The 18513-nt window shown below is 58.8% G+C and carries 19 protein-coding genes and 4 tRNA genes; 17 read left to right on the top strand and 6 right to left on the bottom strand.

Annotated features, from left to right (window positions below):
• Positions 1-220 precede the first annotated feature (220 nt).
• Positions 221-1048 carry a shikimate 5-dehydrogenase gene (locus PSUM_RS09935; RefSeq protein WP_020800431.1) on the top strand — a complete coding sequence of 276 codons (828 nt, stop codon included), beginning with the start codon at positions 221-223 and terminating at the stop codon, positions 1046-1048.
• Between the two features lie 42 nt (positions 1049-1090).
• Here PSUM_RS09935 and PSUM_RS09930 read toward each other — a convergent pair whose 3' ends face one another.
• A complete protein-coding gene (locus PSUM_RS09930; protein ID WP_020800432.1) occupies positions 1091-1738 on the bottom strand; it encodes a YceH family protein in 648 nt (215 codons plus the stop codon).
• Between the two features lie 227 nt (positions 1739-1965).
• Between PSUM_RS09930 and PSUM_RS09925 the strand changes: the two genes are divergently transcribed.
• The 3 genes from PSUM_RS09925 to PSUM_RS09915 all read left to right on the top strand — a co-directional run bounded on the left by PSUM_RS09925 (position 1966) and on the right by PSUM_RS09915 (position 4916).
• Entirely contained in the window at positions 1966-3138 is a 1173-nt protein-coding gene (locus PSUM_RS09925; RefSeq protein ID WP_033042888.1) for an acyl-CoA dehydrogenase family protein, read from the top strand.
• Complete coding sequence (locus PSUM_RS09920) at positions 3135-4328, top strand: acyl-CoA dehydrogenase family protein (RefSeq protein WP_020800434.1); 1194 nt, start codon at positions 3135-3137, stop codon at positions 4326-4328. The genes PSUM_RS09925 and PSUM_RS09920 overlap by 4 nt, the downstream gene beginning before the upstream one ends.
• 78 nt (positions 4329-4406) lie before the next feature.
• Complete coding sequence (locus tag PSUM_RS09915) at positions 4407-4916, top strand: DUF1993 domain-containing protein (RefSeq protein ID WP_020800435.1); 510 nt, start codon at positions 4407-4409, stop codon at positions 4914-4916.
• Positions 4917-5105: 189 nt separating this feature from the next.
• Here the strand turns inward: PSUM_RS09915 and sstT are convergent, their stop codons facing one another.
• On the bottom strand, positions 5106-6338 hold the full coding sequence (sstT, locus tag PSUM_RS09910) for a serine/threonine transporter SstT (RefSeq protein ID WP_083349438.1): 1233 nt from the start codon (positions 6336-6338) through the stop codon (positions 5106-5108).
• Between the two features lie 324 nt (positions 6339-6662).
• Between sstT and PSUM_RS09900 the strand changes: the two genes are divergently transcribed.
• Complete coding sequence (locus tag PSUM_RS09900) at positions 6663-7817, top strand: MFS transporter (RefSeq protein WP_033042886.1); 1155 nt, start codon at positions 6663-6665, stop codon at positions 7815-7817.
• A 4-nt stretch (positions 7818-7821) separates the two neighbouring features.
• On the opposite strand, the gene nhaR is transcribed toward PSUM_RS09900, so the two are convergent.
• A complete protein-coding gene (gene nhaR, locus PSUM_RS09895; protein WP_020800439.1) occupies positions 7822-8721 on the bottom strand; it encodes a transcriptional activator NhaR in 900 nt (299 codons plus the stop codon).
• Between the two features lie 242 nt (positions 8722-8963).
• Between nhaR and PSUM_RS09890 the strand changes: the two genes are divergently transcribed.
• Together PSUM_RS09890 and PSUM_RS09885 are read left to right on the top strand one after the other, a co-directional pair.
• A complete protein-coding gene (locus PSUM_RS09890) occupies positions 8964-9206 on the top strand; it encodes a hypothetical protein (protein WP_020800930.1) in 243 nt (80 codons plus the stop codon).
• 29 nt (positions 9207-9235) lie between these two features.
• Positions 9236-9985: a TerC family protein gene (locus PSUM_RS09885; protein ID WP_020800929.1), complete on the top strand. Its 750-nt coding sequence runs from the start codon at positions 9236-9238 to the stop codon at positions 9983-9985.
• 78 nt (positions 9986-10063) lie between these two features.
• Here the strand turns inward: PSUM_RS09885 and PSUM_RS31830 are convergent, their stop codons facing one another.
• Complete coding sequence (locus PSUM_RS31830) at positions 10064-10231, bottom strand: hypothetical protein (RefSeq protein WP_020800928.1); 168 nt, start codon at positions 10229-10231, stop codon at positions 10064-10066.
• Positions 10232-10398: 167 nt separating this feature from the next.
• Here PSUM_RS31830 and PSUM_RS09880 point away from each other — a divergent pair, with 167 nt between their 5' ends.
• The 3 genes from PSUM_RS09880 to PSUM_RS09870 all read left to right on the top strand — a co-directional run bounded on the left by PSUM_RS09880 (position 10399) and on the right by PSUM_RS09870 (position 11654).
• A complete protein-coding gene (locus PSUM_RS09880; RefSeq protein WP_083349436.1) occupies positions 10399-11127 on the top strand; it encodes a peptidase C39 family protein in 729 nt (242 codons plus the stop codon).
• A gap of 87 nt (positions 11128-11214) precedes the next feature.
• Complete coding sequence (locus PSUM_RS09875) at positions 11215-11421, top strand: DUF6021 family protein (RefSeq protein ID WP_020800926.1); 207 nt, start codon at positions 11215-11217, stop codon at positions 11419-11421.
• A gap of 17 nt (positions 11422-11438) precedes the next feature.
• The gene (locus PSUM_RS09870) at positions 11439-11654 is read left to right on the top strand and encodes a hypothetical protein (protein WP_020800925.1); all 216 of its coding nucleotides are present in this window, start codon (positions 11439-11441) and stop codon (positions 11652-11654) included.
• Between the two features lie 103 nt (positions 11655-11757).
• Here PSUM_RS09870 and pbpG read toward each other — a convergent pair whose 3' ends face one another.
• Both pbpG and folD read right to left on the bottom strand, forming a co-directional pair.
• Positions 11758-12699 carry a D-alanyl-D-alanine endopeptidase gene (pbpG, locus tag PSUM_RS09865; RefSeq protein WP_020800924.1) on the bottom strand — a complete coding sequence of 314 codons (942 nt, stop codon included), beginning with the start codon at positions 12697-12699 and terminating at the stop codon, positions 11758-11760.
• 239 nt (positions 12700-12938) lie between these two features.
• Complete coding sequence (gene folD, locus PSUM_RS09860) at positions 12939-13793, bottom strand: bifunctional methylenetetrahydrofolate dehydrogenase/methenyltetrahydrofolate cyclohydrolase FolD (RefSeq protein ID WP_020800923.1); 855 nt, start codon at positions 13791-13793, stop codon at positions 12939-12941.
• A 275-nt stretch (positions 13794-14068) separates the two neighbouring features.
• Between folD and PSUM_RS09855 the strand changes: the two genes are divergently transcribed.
• The 7 genes from PSUM_RS09855 (at position 14069) to clpX (ending at position 18378) form a co-directional block, all read left to right on the top strand.
• Positions 14069-14145: transfer RNA gene (locus PSUM_RS09855), tRNA-Arg, on the top strand.
• Positions 14146-14177: 32 nt separating this feature from the next.
• Positions 14178-14253: transfer RNA gene (locus PSUM_RS09850), tRNA-His, on the top strand.
• 56 nt (positions 14254-14309) lie between these two features.
• Positions 14310-14394, top strand: a tRNA-Leu gene (locus PSUM_RS09845).
• Positions 14395-14472: 78 nt separating this feature from the next.
• Positions 14473-14548 (top strand) — tRNA-His (locus PSUM_RS09840).
• 395 nt (positions 14549-14943) lie between these two features.
• Positions 14944-16254: a trigger factor gene (gene tig / locus PSUM_RS09835; RefSeq protein ID WP_020800921.1), complete on the top strand. Its 1311-nt coding sequence runs from the start codon at positions 14944-14946 to the stop codon at positions 16252-16254.
• Between the two features lie 93 nt (positions 16255-16347).
• Positions 16348-16983, top strand: a complete 636-nt coding sequence (clpP, locus tag PSUM_RS09830) for an ATP-dependent Clp endopeptidase proteolytic subunit ClpP (protein ID WP_008062468.1) — start codon at positions 16348-16350, stop codon at positions 16981-16983.
• A gap of 111 nt (positions 16984-17094) precedes the next feature.
• The gene (clpX, locus tag PSUM_RS09825) at positions 17095-18378 is read left to right on the top strand and encodes an ATP-dependent Clp protease ATP-binding subunit ClpX (RefSeq protein WP_007946893.1); all 1284 of its coding nucleotides are present in this window, start codon (positions 17095-17097) and stop codon (positions 18376-18378) included.
• Positions 18379-18513: the final 135 nt, after the last annotated feature.

The raw sequence follows: 18513 nt of genomic DNA, 5'->3' as shown, positions 1-18513 counted from the left end.
GGCGCTTGTGTCTGCAATAGACTCAAGGAATGTCGCGGGGATACTTCTAAGACAGCTTTTTTTAAAAAAACAGCACAGCCGCCGGGTAAATTTTGTGTAAGGTCTGTGTCGTCATCCTTACGGTCATGCGGCGTCCGCCAGTGCACGCAAATATGATTGATCAGAACCCGATGGGCAGGCTAATCCCTTCCATCCGAAAGTGCAGCACAAGGAGATTCATATGCAGATGAACCCCAACAGAGACACCCAGCTGTGCATGTCCCTCTCCGGACGCCCTGGGAACTTTGGCCTGCGATTTCACAATCACCTGTATGAGCAGTTGGGGCTGAATTTCTACTACAAGGCGTTTTCCAGTCAGGATCTGCCGGGCGCCGTCGGCGGCATTCGCGCCCTGGGAATTCGGGGTTGCGGTGTATCGATGCCGTTCAAGGAAGCCTGCATAGCCCTGGTCGATGAACTGGACCCTTCTGCCGCAGCCATCCAGTCGATCAACACCATCGTCAATACCGACGGCCATCTCAAGGCCTTCAATACCGACTACATCGCCATTGCCCAGTTGCTGCAGACCCACCAGGTGTCCAAGGACACCACGTTTGCGTTGCTTGGCAGTGGCGGCATGGCCAAGGCAGTGGCCAGCGCCTTGCGCGATGGCGGTTACCGCGATGGCCTGATCGTGGCGCGTAATGAGCGCGCGGGCCAGGCATTGGCCCAGTCGCTGGGTTACCCGTGGCAAGCCGAGCTCGGTGAGCAACGTCCGCAAATGCTCATCAACGTCACGCCCATCGGCATGACCGGCCCACATGCCGAGCAGTTGGCGTTCGATGCCCATGCCATTGCGGCTGCGGATATCGTCTTCGATGTCGTCGCGGTTCCTGCGGAAACTCCGCTGATCGTGCGCGCTCGTACCGAGGGCAAACATGTCATCACCGGGCTCGAAGTGATTGCGATCCAGGCACTGGAGCAATTCGTGCTTTATACCGGTGTGCGCCCGACCGATGAGCAGTTTCAAAAAGCCGTGGAGTTTGCCCGCAGCAGCCTTGCCTATTGATTGACGGGCAGCCGCAATTGCCGCCCGCAAAGGCTCGCCCCTTTATTCGAGGCGTGCCAAGCGCTCTTCCAGCGCGGCAATTCGTGCTTCGAGCTCCTCGATTCGTTCAACCGATACCGCGCCGCCAGCACCACGCTCCGGCGCGTTTTGGCGGGCCGCGAGGATCGCTTCGATATCCGCCGGATCACCCAGTGCGTGGGTATAACGATCTTCGCGTTGTCCGGCCTGACGCGGGATCAGCACTGCCAGGCCACGGGCGATCAGGCGTTCCAGCTGATGCACGACCTGCTCCGCATCCTCGAAATCATGCATGCGCCCGCTGCGGGTCAGCAGTTCGTTGACCGTCTGCGGTCCCCTCAGAAACATCAGCCCGGTCAGGATCACCTGCGCTGGCACCAGTTCCAGTGCCTTGTCGACCTTGTGCTCCCAGCGATCGGCGCGGCTGCCCATCACCAGTCTGGCGAAGCCGCGTCCTTCGAGGGCGCGCAGGCTCTGGCCAACCTGGCCCTGGGTGAGGTTCATCACCGGCTCGCGGCTGGTTTTCTGATTGCAGGCAATCACCAGGGCATTGAGGGTCAGCGGGTAGGTTTCCGGGCTGGTGGCCTGTTTTTCGATCAGGGAACCCAGAATGCGGATTTCCGTGCTGTTCAGGCGTGGTTCGTCGAAAGTCGTTTCTTGCTCAGTACTCACAGTGTCTGGAACCTCGCTAAGGGTTGGTCAGGATTTTCTCGGCTTATAAGACCTCGTTGATGGAGGTTAGTCGAGCCTTGCCTGCGTGCAGCGCTTCATTGTCCACGGCATCGCTCGTTCGGACTAGGCAAGGCTGACGATTTCACCGCGCCCGCACAGCGGCAGACTTCATGTTCAAAGGGGTGTTGCGCCACGCGTGCCCCACCAGACGAGCAGAAGGCGCCGCGATGGAGTTTGCATTCAGCGACGAACAGGAAATGATCCGCGCATCGGCCGAGGGCTTGCTCGCCGATGTGTCGGATTCGGCCGCCGTGCGCGCGGCAATGGTCAGCGAACGGGGTTTCGACGAGGCCCTCTGGCAGCGGTTATGCCAGGAAATGTGCTGGCCCGCGATCCATATTCCCGAAGCCTATGGCGGCCTCGGGCTGGGCTTCGTCGAGCTGGCAATCCTGCTGGAGCAGATGGGGCGGCGATTGTTGTGCTCGCCGTTTTTCGCCACTGCTTGCATGGCCACGCCAGCGTTATTGCTGGCCGCCAATGATGAACAGAAGCAGCGTTGGTTGCCTTCGATTGCCGACGGCAGCCTGACCGCGACCCTGGCGTTCAGCAGTGCCAACGGCTGGTCGGCCGGCGATGTCCAGGCCACGGTGGTGGCTGAGGGCGACGGTTTTGTCCTCGACGGCACGCTCAAGCATGTACTGGATGGCCATGGCGCCGACCTCTTGATCATTGCCGCACGGCAACCCGGATCGACCGGCGAGGCGGGCATCAGTCTGTTCGCCATTGACGCCGCGCGGGCGGGCATCGAGCGGCAAATGCTGCCGACCATGGACCAGACCCGGCGCCAGGCTCGCATCGAGCTCAAGGGCCTGTACCTCGAAGCCGACTGCCTGCTGGGTACATTCGGCAACGGCTGGCCGCACCTGGAGCAGGTCCTGCAACTGGCCTGCATCGGCCTGGCTGCCGAACAGACCGGCGGCGCGCAGCAGGTGCTCGACCTCAGCGTGGCCTACATGCAGGAGCGTCAGCAGTTCGGTCGCCCCATCGCCAGTTTCCAGGCCCTCAAACACCGTGCCGCGGACATGATGCTGCAAGTCGAATGCGCGCGTTCGGCCTGCTACTACGCGGCGTGCGTCGCTCAGGAAGCCCTTGATCCCCGGGGCGATGCCGACGTGGCGGGCGAACTGCCGCTGGCAGCAGCGCTGGCCAAGGCGCAGTGCTCGGAAACCTTTTTCCACTGCGCGTCCGAGTCGATCCAGTTGCATGGCGGCGTCGGTTTCACTTGGGAATATGACCCACACCTCTACTTCAAGCGCGCCCGCGCCAGCGAGAGCTTCCTCGGGCTGCCGGCCTGGCATCGCGAGCGGATCGCCGCGGTGATTCTTGGAGAGCAACCATGAAAATCAGTTTCAGCGAGCAAGACGAGTGCTTTCGCCAGGAAGTCGCCGACTGGATGAGCGCCAACCTCTGTGGCGAATTCGAGTCCCTGCGTTTTCGCGGCGGCCCTGGCGATGAGCACATGTTTCCCCAAGAGCGCAAAGCCTGGGAGCGTAAACTGGCCGAGGGCGGCTGGACATGCGTCGGCTGGGCGCCTAAGCATGGCGGGCGTGGGCTGTCGATCACGCGGCAGGTGATTTTTCACGAAGAGTACGCCCGCGCTGGCGGCCCAGGGCGCATGGGGCATATCGGTGAAGGCCTGGCCGGGCCGACTATTGCCGCATTCGGCACGGTCGAGCAGCAACAGCGTTTTCTGCCTGGGATCGTCAACGGCACGAGCTTCTGGTGCCAGGGCTATTCCGAGCCAGGGGCCGGCTCCGACCTCGCCAACGTCAAGACCCGCGCGACGCTGGACGAAGCGACCGGCAGTTGGGTGATCAACGGGCAGAAAGTCTGGACCTCCCTGGCCCATGAATCGGATTGGTGCTTTGTGATTGCTCGCACTGAACCGGGCAGCGTCGGCCATCGAGGTTTGTCTTTCCTGCTGGTCCCGATGGCCCAGGCTTCAATCACCGTGCGACCGATCGAGCAACTGACCGGCACCTCGGAGTTCAACGAAGTGTTCTTCGATGACGCCCGCACCGACGCCGCCAATATTATCGGCGCGCCGGGCGACGGCTGGAAAATCGCCATGGCGTTGCTGGGGTTCGAGCGCGGCGTGTCGACCCTCGGCCAACAGATGCAGTTCCAGAACGAACTCAACGAAATCATCGCCATCGCCAAGCGCAACGGGGCTGCCCGCGATCCGATCCTGCGCCAACGCCTGGCCGAGGCCTGGAGTGGGTTGCGGATCATGCGCTACAACTCGCTGCGCATGCTCTCGGGAAGCCAGGATGGATCGCTGCGCAAGGAGGCGACCATCTACAAGCTGTTCTGGTCGACCTGGCATGCCAGCCTCGGCAAGCTGGCGATGGACGTACTGGGCGCCGAGGCAGAACTGCTCGAAGCTGCGCCTTATCAACTGACTCGGCTGCAGTCTCTGTACCTGTTCAGCCGCGCCGACACCCTCTATGGCGGCAGCAACGAGATCCAGCGCAACATCATTGCCGAGCGCGCCTTGGGCATGCCTCGGGAGGCGCGTGCGGGCAAGTAGCAAAAAGAGCGATCTCGGGAGGACCGCGCACGGCTATAATCGGCCGACGTTTTCCTCCTGTCATCACACGAGACTGCCATGACTATTTCCCTGTACGACGCCTCCGTTCCTGTTTTCCAGCAAATGCTCAACGCCCTGAGCGACGTGCTGAAAAAAGCCGAGGCCCACGCCACTGCGAAAAACATCGACCCGAACGCTTTCCTGCAAGCGCGCCTGTACCCGGACATGTTCCCACTGGTACGTCAGGTGCAGATCGCCGTTGATTTCGCCAAAGGTGTGACTTCCCGTCTGGCTGAAGTCGAACTGCCGAAATACGACGACAGCGAAACCACCTTCGCCGAACTGCAAGCACTGATCGCCAAGGTCCTGGCCTACATCGGCGAGTTCACGCCCGAGCAGATCAACGGCAAGGAAGGCATCGAGATCGTGACCCGTCCGGGCACGCCGAAAGAGAAGCGTTTCTCCGGCCAGGCTTACCTGCTGACCTACGGCCTGCCGCAGTTCTTCTTCCACGTCACCACCGCCTATGCGCTGCTGCGTCATAACGGCGTGGAAGTGGGCAAGCGCGACTACATGGGCGCGTTCTAAACCGTCCAGCTGCAAAAAAGCCCGCCCAGGTTTGCGCCTGGGCGGGCTTTTTCGTGGGCGATCATTTTTCATGCTCAGCACCGGACCTGTGGGAGCGGGCTTGCTCGCGAAGTCGGTGTGTCAGGCAACGTTAATGTTGACGCTGACGACCCCTTCGCGAGCAAGCCCGCTCCCACAGAGTCTGCGGCGTTACGCCAATCTTTGGACTTTCTGTTCTTCGCCCAGGCAAGCAGCCGCGGTGAACAGCACATCGGTAGACGAGTTCAGCGCAGTCTCGGCCGAGTCCTGCAGCACACCAATGATGAAACCCACCGCCACCACCTGCATGGCGATTTCGCTCGGGATGCCAAACAGGCTGCACGCCAGCGGGATCAGCAGCAACGAACCACCGGCCACGCCCGAGGCACCGCAGGCGCAGATTGCCGCAACAACGCTCAGCAGGATGGCGGTCGGGATGTCCACGGCGATGCCCAGGGTATGCACGGCCGCCAGGGACAGCACGGTGATGGTGATCGCCGCGCCGGCCATGTTGATAGTGGCGCCGAGCGGGATCGACACCGAATAGGTGTCTTCGTGCAAGCCCAGGCGCTTGCTCAGTTCCAGGTTGACCGGAATGTTCGCCGCTGAGCTGCGGGTGAAGAACGCGGTTATGCCGCTTTCGCGCAGGCAGGTCAGCACCAGCGGATACGGGTTGCGGCGCAGTTTCCAGAACACGATGAGCGGGTTCATCACCAGCGCTACGAACAGCATGCAGCCCAGCAACACCGCCAGCAGGTGCGCATAGCCGATCAAGGCGCCGAAACCGGAGGTGGCCAGGGTCGAGGCCACCAGGCCGAAGATCCCCAGCGGCGCGAAGCAGATCACCAGGCGCACGATCACGGTCACGCCATTGGACAGGTCTCCAAGCACTTCACGGGTGGTATCGCCCGCATGGCGAATGGCGATGCCCATGCCGATGGCCCACGCCAGGATGCCGATGAAGTTGGCGTTCATCAAGGCGCTGACCGGATTGTCGACCACGCTCAGCAGCAGGCTTTGCAGCACTTCACCAATCCCGCCCGGCGCGGTCACTGCAACGTCATGGGTCGACAGCACCAGGCTGGACGGGAACATCATGCTGGCAACCACCGCGACCACGGCGGCAGCGAAAGTCCCCAGCAGATACAAGAACAGAATCGGCCGGATATGGGTTTCCTGGCCGTGCTTATGGTTGGCGATCGATGCCATCACCAACACGAACACCAGAATCGGCGCGACCGCTTTGAGCGCGCTGACGAAGACTTTGCCGATGAACGCCGTGGATTTCGCCGCTTCAGGCGCGAACGAGGCCAGGGCGATACCGGCGATCAGGCCGATCACGATTTGCGTGACCAGGCTCAGGCGTTTCAAGGGTTGCAATATAGAAGGGGCTGAAGCAGTCATAAAACGGCATCTCGGATTTTTATAAGTGCAAGGTTTCACCGCTGCTGTAGAGCAGCTTCAGGCAGGAAACCGAAGAGGGTCGCGCCATCGACTTCATGAAAGGTCGATGAACGCTGGGTGTACGTTTTGCAGGGCGCGGACTTTATCACAGCGTAGGAAGAATCCTTCAGGCCTGTGACGAACTGCCGCTCGACTAAGCGACGCGAATTGCAGGTTCGTGCAACCGCGTGCGCAATCACTCTGTTAATATTCGCCATCCTCATTTTCATGTCTGCCAGTGGGCCTTCGGGCTATCGCTGGTGTTGTCGTTTTCTGGAGTTTTGCATGCTGTTGCCCATTCTTCTGTTGTCTGCCGCCGGCTTCACGGTGCTGACCACGGAATTCGTTATCGTCGGCCTGTTACCGGCCATTGCCCGGGACCTGGACGTCAGCATCCCGCAAGCTGGTTTGCTGGTCACCCTGTTCGCCTTCACTGTCGCCGCATTCGGACCATTCCTCACGGCGTACTTCGCCCGCTTCGAGCGGCGCAAGCTGTTTATCTCGGTGTTGATCATGTTTGGCCTGGCCAACACCCTGGCGGCACTGGCGCCGAACATCTGGGTCATGGCGCTTGCCCGGTTGATTCCAGCGCTGGGGTTGCCGGTGTTCTGGGCGCTGGCCAGTGAGACCGCGGTGGACATCGTCGGTCCCGATTACGCCGGCCGCGCCATCGCCAAGATCGGCTTTGGCATAGTCTGTGCCACGGTGTTCGGCATTCCCGTGGGCACGTTGATTTCCGATGCGTTCGGCTGGCGCAGTGCTTTCGCCATTCTGGCGGTCATCGCCTTTGCCAAGGCACTGCTGCTGTTTATCTACTTGCCGAAAACCAACCTGCACCAGCATCAGGTGAGTTTGCTGTCGCAATTGAAGATCCTGCGCAGCCCGCTGATGCTGGGTCATGTGTTGCTGTCGGTGATTGTGTTCAGCGGCATGTTCACGGCCTACACCTATCTGGCCGATATCCTTGAGCGCCTGGCCGGGTTCAACGGCACCGTGGTTGGCTGGTGCCTGATGGGCTTCGGCGCGGTCGGGTTGATCGGCAACTCGCTGGGCGGTCGTGCGGTGGATCGTCACCCGCTGATGGCGTCGATGATGTTCTGTGCGTTCATGATTGCCGGCCTGGTGGCATTGGTGCCGAACATTCATTCGCCCTTTGGTCTGGCCGCGGCGATGGGCGTTTGGGGTGTGGCCCAGGCGGCGATGTTCCTGGTCAGTCACGTGCGCCTGATGAAGGCCGCGCCTGAAGCGCCAGCGTTCGCCGCTTCGCTGAACATTGCCGGCGCCAACCTGGGTATTGGCCTGGGAGCGATGATCGGCGGGCGGGTGATCGACAGCGTAGGGCTGCAAGGCCTTGGCTTCGCGGCAGCGGCTTTTATCCTCGCCTCAATCCTGCTGGCCATCGCCCTGATGACGTTCAAGCCCCGGGAAGTCTGCGCCTGAGGCTTTACAGTTCGGTAAACAACTCGCGTCGGGCACCTTCGGTAATGGCGACAATGCCAGGGTGCTTGACCTTGCGCTCCACTGAAATGGCGTAGAACGACTCGCTGACCGCGTCGGTCTGGCCAATCACTTGCACGCCGTATTGGCGCTGCACTTCGTTGGCGATCACGCTCGGGCCGATGAAGATTCCGCTGCCGGATTGGCCGAACGCCTGCATCAAGGCACTGTCGTCGAACTCGCCGACGATCTGCGGCTGGATCTGCTGCTCGGCGAACCAGCGTTGCAAACGGCTGCGCACCACGGTTTCCGGCCCGGGAATCAGCAGGGGCGCGCCGTGCAGGCTACGGGGGAAGTCCTGGCCATAGCGCGCCGCCAATTCGGCAGTGGCGAAGAAACTGATCCCGCATTCGCCGAGTTTCTGGCTGTAGCCCTTGATGTCCAGGTGTGATGGCATCGGGCTGTCGGAGATCACCAGGTCCAGGCGCTGGATGGCCAGGTCGGCCAACAGCCGTTCGAGCTTGTCTTCGCGGCAGGTGATGCGCAGTGGCTCACTCAACTCCATGGTCGGCGCGATCAGGCGATAGACGATGGATTTGGGCACCACGTCGGCCACGCCCACGCGAAACAGGATCTGCTGCTCGTTGGGCTGCGCGCGCAGCATCAATTCCAGTTCGCCCCCCAACTGAAACATTTGCTCGGCGTAAGGCAAGGTTTGCCGGCCTGCCTCCGTCAGCTCAAGCTGTCGACCCACCCGGCGGAACAATTCAATGCCATAGGTTTGTTCGAGCAGCGAGATCTGCCCGCTGATGGTTTGTGGCGTCAGGTTCAGTTGCTCGCAAGCGCGCACGATGCTGCCCGTCTTGGCCACCACCCAGAAGTAATGCAATTGTCGATAGTTGAGCATGCACGCTGCGTTCCTTTGTAGGAGCTGCCGCAGGCTGCGATCTTTTGATCTTGTTTTTAAGATCAAGATCAAAAGATCGCAGCCTGCGGCAGCTCCTACAGGGTGAATTTTTATTTAGTTCGTTAAAACCGAAGTATAACCGCTAAAAATACGAATTTTCCTGAAGTATTCAATTGCCTAGAATCCCTCGCTATCAACGGGCCATCGTTTCGGCTGCGTTCGTTATATCGAGGAAAAACACCATGAAACTCAAAGCTACGGCCTTCTTGATCACCTCCTTGCTGGTCCTGGCCGGTTGCGACCAGGCAGAAAAAAGCGCCCAGCAGTTGATGGGCAAGGCTGCCGAAAGCGCGAAACAGGCAATCGACGATACCCACAAGGCCGCCGAGCAAGCGCTCAGTGATGCCACCGGTGGGTTGATCAGCAAAAAAGAATCATCGGAAAAAGAGGCGGAAAAATCCGCATCGTCCTCCCAGGAAATCTAAACCGTCTTACAGCGAGTCAGGACTGACCCATGGAATACCTTTTACAGTTAGCCGCCAGCCCCACTGCCTGGGTCGCCCTGGCCACCCTGGTGGTGATGGAAATCGTGCTCGGCATCGATAACCTGATCTTCATTTCGATCCTGACCAACAAACTGCCCGAGCAGCATCGGCAGAAGGCTCGGCGTATCGGTATCGGCATGGCGTTGATCCTGCGACTGGGCTTGCTGAGTACCATTGCATTCATCGTCCAGCTGACCGCGCCGGTCATTGAGATCTTCGGCCACGCATTCTCCTGGAAGGACATGATCCTGATCGCTGGCGGCTTGTTCCTGTTGTGGAAAGCCACCACCGAGATCCACCACAGCATGGACCCGGCGCCGGACGATCCGAAGTCGGCGACCTCGACCGTGACCTTGGGCTTTGCCGCTGCGATCGGTCAGATCCTGATGTTGGACATGGTGTTCTCCATCGACAGCATCATTACCGCTGTCGGCATGACCGAGCATTTGCCGATCATGATCATCGCCGTGGTGGTGTCGGTGCTGGTGATGTTGCTGGCGGCTGATCCGTTGGCCAAGTTCATCAATGACAACCCGACAGTCGTCATGCTGGCGCTGGGCTTCCTGATCATGATCGGCATGACGCTGATCGCCGAAGGCTTCGGCGCCCACGTACCGAAGGGCTACGTTTATGCGGCGATGGCGTTCTCGGCAGCGATCGAGGTGCTGAACATGATGTCCCGCCGGGCTCGGCAGAAGCGGGTTACCGCTGAGGCTTGAACCTCGCTGACATAAAGCGGCCGCCTGGATTCCAGGCGGCCGTTTTTTTTACTGATTTTTTGGGTGAGCAGGGGGCGTTCAGTGGACAGTGGCGTGTGATGCGCTGGCTTTTTCGGTTTTCGCCAGAGGTGCCGGCTCGACAGGATGATGGTGCCGGCGGGTGATGCGCAGAACGCCCCATAACATGGCGGCCGCTACCGCCAACCATCCAGAAATCAACATTACGATCGTCATTGCCAGGCTCATCGAGGCCTCCTCTTCGCCCTGCTGCGGGCGCACACGCCATGCAAGTGACAGTCTAGTCGCTGGCGTGTTTCAGGCTATTGACCAAAGGTCGGCTATCACCAACCAGTTTGCTCTATCGAAGACGATCAACTGCCGATTAAGGCTATACCGCTGCAGTGCGGCGCCCTATGATCGACGGCCAAGCCGGGAATGCGATTGCCTGGCATCTGAATAAGAGAGAGATGATGGTGCGAGTAATTTCTCGAATGCTGTCGGCGGCACTGATTGTGGGGTGTGTTGCCAGTTTGGCGGGGTGCGCCGGGAGCGTTTCGCCGCAGATCAAGCGTCTGCCGGAGCGTGTCGAACTCAGCGGCCGGTTCTACAAGGGTGTGGCCAATCAAAGCGGGCCGCAAGTCTTGGCGAGCATGCTGTCGCAACAGGGCATCGTGATCACCCCTGGCTTACTCGACAAGCCATTGCATCTGCCGGGCGGTGAGGCGCAGTTGCAACGGAACATGCAGAACCTCGCCCGCGAGTACGGGATGGTGGTTTATCCCCTTGACAGCAATCTGCCCGCCTTGCTGACCCAGGTCGCGGCCGGTTACCCGGTGATGGTGCGCTTCACCGAAGGCGCGGCGCTCTGGGCCGAACCGCGCTACGCGATTTTGAGTGGATACAACCGTCAGAAGCAGACCGTCTTGCTACGTGCAGGTATGGATCAGCGGCTGATGATGGGGTTTGGTTCGTTCGAATCAGCGTTCAAGGACGCCGGCGGATGGGCCGTGTTGATTCAGAATCCGACCCAGCTGCCCGCTCAGGTCGATCAGCAGCGTTGGCTCAAGGCAGCCAACGATCTTGCCCAAGCGGGCCAGGAACAGGCTGCCGCCAAGGCGAAGAAAGCGCTGGTCGCGCAGTAAGCCCGTTCGTCACTCGCCGGGCACCTGCGGCCGTTGCCAACCTCTTATCTAAAAGGCCCGGATTTTCCCGGGCTATCAGGAGGTGTCATGGCACATTCCAATACCCCCGACGGCCCTCACTCATCCGAGCATTCGTCTGGCGATGAGTTGGGGTTCGATCCCGACTCCCCGGACCTTGCCGATCCGGCGGTCGATCCAATCGGGCCAGCCAAGGCCCCGAGGGATGTGAAGCCGGGTGACAACTCCAAGGCTCCGGCCAAACCCTACGATCCATTGGGTAATCTCAAACCCTAGTTCTTTTGGAGGTGCGTATGTCTACCGATTCGAGCTTCAACGACGAACGTCCGGAAACCGTACCGACTACTCCCGAGAAGGACATGGATCCGGTGATGGACCCGGACAGTCCGCTGCGCGATCCGCTGGCGCGGCCGACGGTGGTGCCGACTGAACATCCGCAGGGCTGGCACGACCCCAGCAAAGGTGATGGTATTCCTGATGATGACCAGATGCCGTTGCCTAACGATTGATGGCGGGGAGGTCGTCCAATTTCGGCGGGGCCCATCGTAGCGAATGATCGTTCCCACGCTCTGCGTGGGAACGATCATATGTGTTCAATCACCCATTGCCTGCTTACTTCGAAGCCTCAACAACACCACTCTGGCGCTGCTTGAGGTTCTTGTCCGATTTGTACTGCAAGGCCGCAGAAGCCACGGCGGCGCTCTTGCCGGTTTCGACCCAATTGCGGATGCGGGCGGCGTCGGCAAAGTGTGTGTACTTGCCATAGGCGTCTAGGAGCACCAGGGCAACCGGACGATTACTCATCCGGGTCACCAGCACCAGGCAATGACCTGCTTCGTTGGTAAAACCGGTCTTGGTCAACTGGATATCCCAGTCTGGCTTGCGAACCAAATGGTCGGTATTGCGAAAACCCAGGCTATAGACGGGTTTACGGAAGGTGACGGTTTTTTCCTTGGTTGTGCTCAGCTCTGTCAGCAGCGGGTATTTGTGCGCGGCGATCAACAGTTTGCTCAGGTCGCGCGCGGTCGAAACGTTACGCGCGGAGAGGCCGGTCGGCTCGACGAAATGTGTATTGGTCATTCCCAGGGCTCGGGCCTTGGCGTTCATAGCGGCAATGAACGCGGCATAGCCGCCTGGATAATGATGGGCCAGGCTCGCGGCGGCACGGTTTTCGGAAGACATCAAGGCAATCAGCAACATTTCCCGGCGCGGCAGTTCGCTCCGGAGTTTTACCCGGGAGTACACACCCTTCATTTCCGGCGTGTCGCTGATGTTGATGTTGATGTATTCGTCCATGTTCTGCCGGGCTTCAACCACGACCAGGCCGGTCATCAGCTTGCTGACGGAAGCGATAGGGACGACGACGTCCGGATTGCTGGCATAGATGATTTTGTTGGTCTGCATGTCCAGCAACAAGGAGCTGCCGGAAGCGAGTTTGAGTTGCGAGGTGTCTCGAGGCGCCGCGGTGGTGGTGTCGCCCGCGGTGGCGATTGGCGTGATGAAAGTCCCTGTAACTGCAAAAAATAGGCTCAGGATGGAAAGACGGATTTTCACGCTGGCAGACTCAATGATGTGTTGATAAGCCGTTTTGTAACGGGCTATTTCTTAAAAAGCGCGACATTCTGGAGTATGGCTGAATAACTGTCGATGGTTGTTCGAGGACGGGGTGAAAGACCCTGTAAACATGAAAAAAAAGTCACTTTCCGGCGGATGGTCGATCCGGTTTCACGGGCAAAAAAGAACCCCGCCATGGGCGGGGTTCCTTGTGTCGCGGGTGACCGTTGCCTTAAGCCTCAGCTGTGCAGGGTTTCTGCGGCGTACAGCGTGTTTTCCAGAAGGCAGGCGCGAGTCATTGGGCCGACGCCACCTGGCACTGGAGTGATCCACCCGGCGCGGGGCAGGGCGGTTTCATAGATCACGTCACCCACCAGCTTGCCGTCTTCCTGGCGGTTGATGCCGACGTCGATCACGATCGCGCCTTCCTTGATCCACTCACCTTTTACCAGTCCTGGCTTGCCGGCAGCGACCACCACCAGGTCGGCGCGGCCGACATGATCGGCCAGGTCATTGGTGAAGCGGTGGGTCACGGTCACGGTGCAACCGGCCAGTAGCAATTCCATTGCCATCGGGCGTCCGACGATATTGGAAGCGCCGACCACTACCGCGTTCATCCCGTACAGGTTGGCACCGGTGCTTTCCAGCAAGGTCATGATGCCTTTTGGCGTGCATGGGCGCAGCAACGGGATGCGTTGGGCCAGGCGACCGACGTTGTAAGGATGGAAGCCATCGACGTCTTTATCCGGACGAATGCGCTCCAGCAATTTGGAAGCGTCCAGGTGTTCGGGAAGAGGAAGTTGAAGTAGGACGCCATCAATCGCCGGATCGTCATTGAGGCGATCGATCAGGTCGGCCAGCGCTTGCTGAGTGGTGTCGGAAGGCAGGTCATAGGCCTGGGACAGGAAGCCGACCTCTTCACAGTCTTTACGCTTGTGCGAGACATAAACCTGAGAGGCAGGATCGCTGCCGACCAGGATCACCGCGAGGCCGGGCGTGCGCAGGCCTTGCTGGCGACGCTCGTTGACGCGTTGGGCGATCTGCTGGCGCAGGCTGGCGGCGATCGATTTGCCGTCGATAAGTTGTGCAGTCATTGCGCGTGATTAACCATCGAGAGGGGAAAAAAAGAGAGCGTATTCTCGCATGTCATGCGGTGAGGGCAAAGGCGCTTGGTCTGCAAATTCCGCTAACCCCTTTAATTAAATGAATTTTTTTCAAAAAGGATTTGACGACCTGCAGGGGGCTCTATACTATTCGTCGCACTTGTCGGGCACAGCCTAGCACTGGTTGAGAAGGTTGAGCGGGATTGCGGTTCTGCAAAACTGAAAAGCACTTAGTTTGTAGTCCTCCAAGAGTACAGATTAACAAGGCGCCCGTAGCTCAGCTGGATAGAGCATCCGCCTTCTAAGCGGATGGTCGCAGGTTCGAGTCCTGCCGGGTGCGCCATTAGGCAGCTTTGGCACAAGTAACGCGATATGGTGGGCGTAGCTCAGTTGGTAGAGCACGGGATTGTGACTCCCGTTGTCGTGGGTTCGATCCCCATCGTCCACCCCATATTTCGAAGGGCGCCAGATTAACAATCTGGCGCCTTTGCTTTAAGGCTTCATCTCGCGGATGTGGTGGAATTGGTAGACACACTGGATTTAGGTTCCAGCGCCGCGAGGCGTAAGAGTTCGAGTCTCTTCATCCGCACCAAACAAGACTTCGTCCATGCCGCCTGGCCTGGTTGAGGTTCAACAAAGAAGTGATTTGGCTTCTTTGGCACGCAATATGGTGGGCGTAGCTCAGTTGGTAGAGCACGGGATTGTGACTCCCGTTGTCGTGGGTTCGATCCCCATCGTCCACCCCATATTTCGAAAAGGCGCCAGATTAATAGTCTGGCGCCTTTTTTGTTTCAGCGGTTTCAGCGACCGCCGGTTCCGGGTCGCAAGGGCAGGGCGTTTCGTCGTTTTTATGTTTCCCGATGATGCCGTGCTGCCCGCCGGCCTTGTTCGCAAGATCGGCTGTCAGGGAAATGATTGGCAACCTCCTCCCTATAAGGAAGGGTTGGCGCAGAGCCTTGGCGTGATTGGCTGTATTTGCCACCGGGGCGAGGTGCACTCGTGCATTCGCACCTATAAATTGCCTGCTGCGTTTTTACCCGTTTTCAGTAGGGTGACTTCTTTAGTTTGACCCACTAGAATGCATGCCCTTGATTCTGGGGTCGGAAACGGCCGGCTAACGTCTGTGCAACGAGGAATATCCATGCAAGTTTCTGTTGAAAATACTTCTGCTCTTGAGCGCCGCATGAGCATCACCGTGCCGGCTGAGCGCATCGAGACTCAGGTCAACAAGCGTCTGCAGCAGACAGCCCAAAAGGCCAAGATTGCTGGCTTCCGTCCAGGCAAAGTGCCAATGAGCGAAATCAAGCGTCGTTTTGGCGCTGAAGCTCGCCAGGAAGCGGTAGGCGACGTCATCCAGTCTTCCTTCTACGAAGCTGTGGTTGAGCAGAAGCTGAACCCGGCGGGTTCGCCTTCGATCGAGCCTAAATCCCTGGAAGCAGGCAAGGACCTGGAATACGTCGCTGTATTCGAAGTGTTCCCTGAGTTCACCGTTGCCGGTTTCGAAGGTATCACCGTAGAGCGCCTGAGCGCTGACGTGGCTGATGCCGATCTGGACAAGATGCTGGACATCCTGCGCAAGCAGAACACCCGTTTCGAAGTGGCCGATCGCGCTGCCCAGAACGAAGACCAGCTGAACATCGATTTCGAAGGCAAGGTCGACGGTGAAGTATTCGCTGGCGGCTCCGCCAAGGGCACCCAACTGGTGCTGGGCTCCGGCCGCATGATCCCAGGCTTCGAAGATGGCCTGGTTGGCGCTAAAGCCGGTGAGGTGCGCGTCCTGAACCTGACTTTCCCAGAGGACTATCAGAATCTGGACCTGGCTGGCAAAACCGCCGAGTTCACCGTGACCGTCAACACCGTATCCGAGCCAAAACTGCCTGAGCTGAACGAAGAGTTCTTCGCGCAGTTCGGCATCAAGGAAACCGGTCTGGAAGGCTTCCGCGCCGAAGTTCGCAAGAACATGGAGCGCGAACTGCGTCAGGCGATCAAATCCAAGGTCAAGAATCAGGTTATGGACGGTCTGCTGGCCACCAACCCGATCGAAGTGCCAAAGGCTCTGCTGTCCAACGAAGTTGACCGTCTGCGCGTGCAGGCTGTTCAGCAGTTCGGTGGCAACATCAAGCCTGACCAACTGCCGGCCGAGCTGTTCGAAGAGCAAGCCAAGCGCCGTGTTGTCCTGGGCCTGATCGTGGCTGAAGTGGTCAAGCAATTCGACCTGAAGCCTGACGAAGCCCGCGTTCGCGAGATGATTCAGGAAATGGCTTCGGCTTATCAGGAGCCTGAGCAAGTTGTGTCCTGGTACTACAAGAACGACCAGCAACTGAACGAAGTTCGTTCGGTTGTGCTGGAAGAGCAAGTTGTGGATACTGTTCTGCAGAAAGCTAGCGTGACCGACAAATCGGTCTCTTACGAAGAAGCGGTCAAGCCGGTAGAAGCTCCACAAGCCGACTGATCATTTTTGCGCTAAGAAGCACACACCATAAGCCAGCTCTCGAGCTGGCTTATGCGTATTCAAGACATAACTATTTGGGAGTGACTGCAGAGCATGTTCCGTAATTCGTATATTCAGCAGAACTCTGATATCCAGGCCGCAGGCGGCCTGGTCCCGATGGTTGTCGAGCAGTCCGCTCGTGGCGAGCGCGCCTACGACATCTACTCGCGCCTCCTCAAGGAGCGAGTGATCTTTCTGGTGGGCCCCGTAGAGGACTACATGGCCAACCTGATCTGTGCGCAACTGCTGTTCCTTGAAGCGGAAAACCCGGACAAGGACATCCATCTCTATATCAACTCCCCGGGCGGTTCGGTGACGGCGGGCATGTCGATCTATGACACCATGCAGTTCATCAAGCCCAACGTGTCGACCACCTGTATCGGCCAAGCGTGCAGCATGGGTGCGTTCCTGCTGACGGCCGGTGCCAAAGGCAAGCGTTACTGCCTGCCGAACTCGCGTGTGATGATTCACCAGCCTCTGGGCGGTTTCCAGGGCCAGGCGTCGGACATCGAAATCCACGCCAAGGAAATTCTCTTCATTCGTGAGCGTCTCAACACGCTGATGGCCAAGCACAGCGGGCGCACCCTTGAAGAAATCGAGCGTGATACCAACCGCGATAACTTCATGAGTGCAGAAGCCGCGCGTGAGTACGGGTTGATCGATGAAGTGATCAACCAGCGCCCCGCTTAAATAAGCAGCTCAAAACAAGGCTGGTCGGCAAGTCTGATCACCGGCGGGCTTGAAAAAGCCCGCAATAGCCTTCATCTTGTGTTGCAAGCCTATCGGATTTGGATCGAACGAATGACTGACACCCGCAACGGCGAGGACAACGGCAAGCTGCTCTATTGCTCCTTCTGTGGCAAAAGCCAGCATGAAGTGCGCAAATTGATTGCCGGCCCCTCGGTCTTTATCTGCGACGAGTGCGTCGACCTGTGCAATGACATCATCCGTGAGGAGGTGCAGGAAGCCCAGGCCGAAAGCAGCGCGCATAAATTGCCTTCGCCTAAAGAAATCAGCGGCATCCTTGATCAATACGTGATTGGTCAGGAGCGTGCGAAAAAGGTTCTGGCCGTAGCGGTGTACAACCACTACAAGCGCCTCAACCAGCGTGACAAGAAGAATGACGACGTCGAACTCGGCAAGAGCAACATCTTGCTGATCGGACCGACAGGCTCGGGTAAGACCCTGCTTGCCGAAACACTGGCCCGCTTGCTGAACGTTCCGTTCACCATCGCCGACGCAACCACCCTCACCGAGGCGGGTTATGTGGGTGAAGATGTCGAGAACATCATTCAGAAGCTGTTGCAGAAGTGCGATTACGACGTGGAAAAAGCCCAGATGGGCATTGTCTACATCGACGAAATCGACAAGATTTCGCGCAAGTCTGACAACCCGTCGATCACCCGGGACGTTTCCGGTGAAGGCGTACAGCAGGCCCTGCTCAAGTTGATCGAAGGCACGGTGGCTTCCGTTCCGCCTCAAGGTGGTCGCAAGCACCCGCAGCAGGAATTCCTTCAGGTCGACACCCGTAACATCCTGTTCATCTGCGGTGGTGCGTTCTCCGGTCTGGAAAAGGTTATTCAAAACCGTTCCACCAAGGGCGGCATCGGTTTCAACGCGGAAGTTCGCAGCAAGGAAGAAGGCAAGAAAGTCGGAGAGTCCCTGCGTGAAGTCGAGCCTGACGATCTGGTCAAGTTCGGTCTGATCCCGGAATTCGTCGGTCGCCTGCCGGTCCTGGCTACGCTGGACGAGCTTGATGAAGCTGCCTTGATGCAGATCCTCACCGAGCCGAAAAATGCGCTGACCAAGCAATACGCCAAGCTGTTCGAGATGGAAGGCGTGGACCTGGAATTCCGGGCCGACGCATTGAAATCGGTCGCAAAACGCGCACTGGAACGCAAGACCGGTGCCCGTGGCCTGCGTTCGATTCTCGAAGGTGTGTTGCTCGACACCATGTATGAAATCCCCTCGCAGTCCGAGGTGAGTAAAGTAGTCATCGACGAAAGCGTCATAGAAGGCAAGTCCAAGCCACTGTATATCTACGAAAACAGTGAGCCTGCTGCCAAGGCCGCGCCAGACGCCTAAGCGTCGCGCAGTCGGTACAAAGAAGGGGCCTTCGGGCCCCTTTGTTTTTTCCAGGTTTTAACGCTGTCTTTGTGCTTGTTTTTTTTGAAGGCAGCCCCCATCTTGGTTTCAAGCTTACTTCCATCTGTTTCCGGC

This window comes from Pseudomonas umsongensis (assembly GCF_002236105.1).
Lineage (GTDB): Bacteria > Pseudomonadota > Gammaproteobacteria > Pseudomonadales > Pseudomonadaceae > Aquipseudomonas > Aquipseudomonas umsongensis.
The sequence above is the reverse complement of the archived record's forward strand: the minus strand, read 5'-3'. Positions and strand labels throughout refer to the sequence as shown.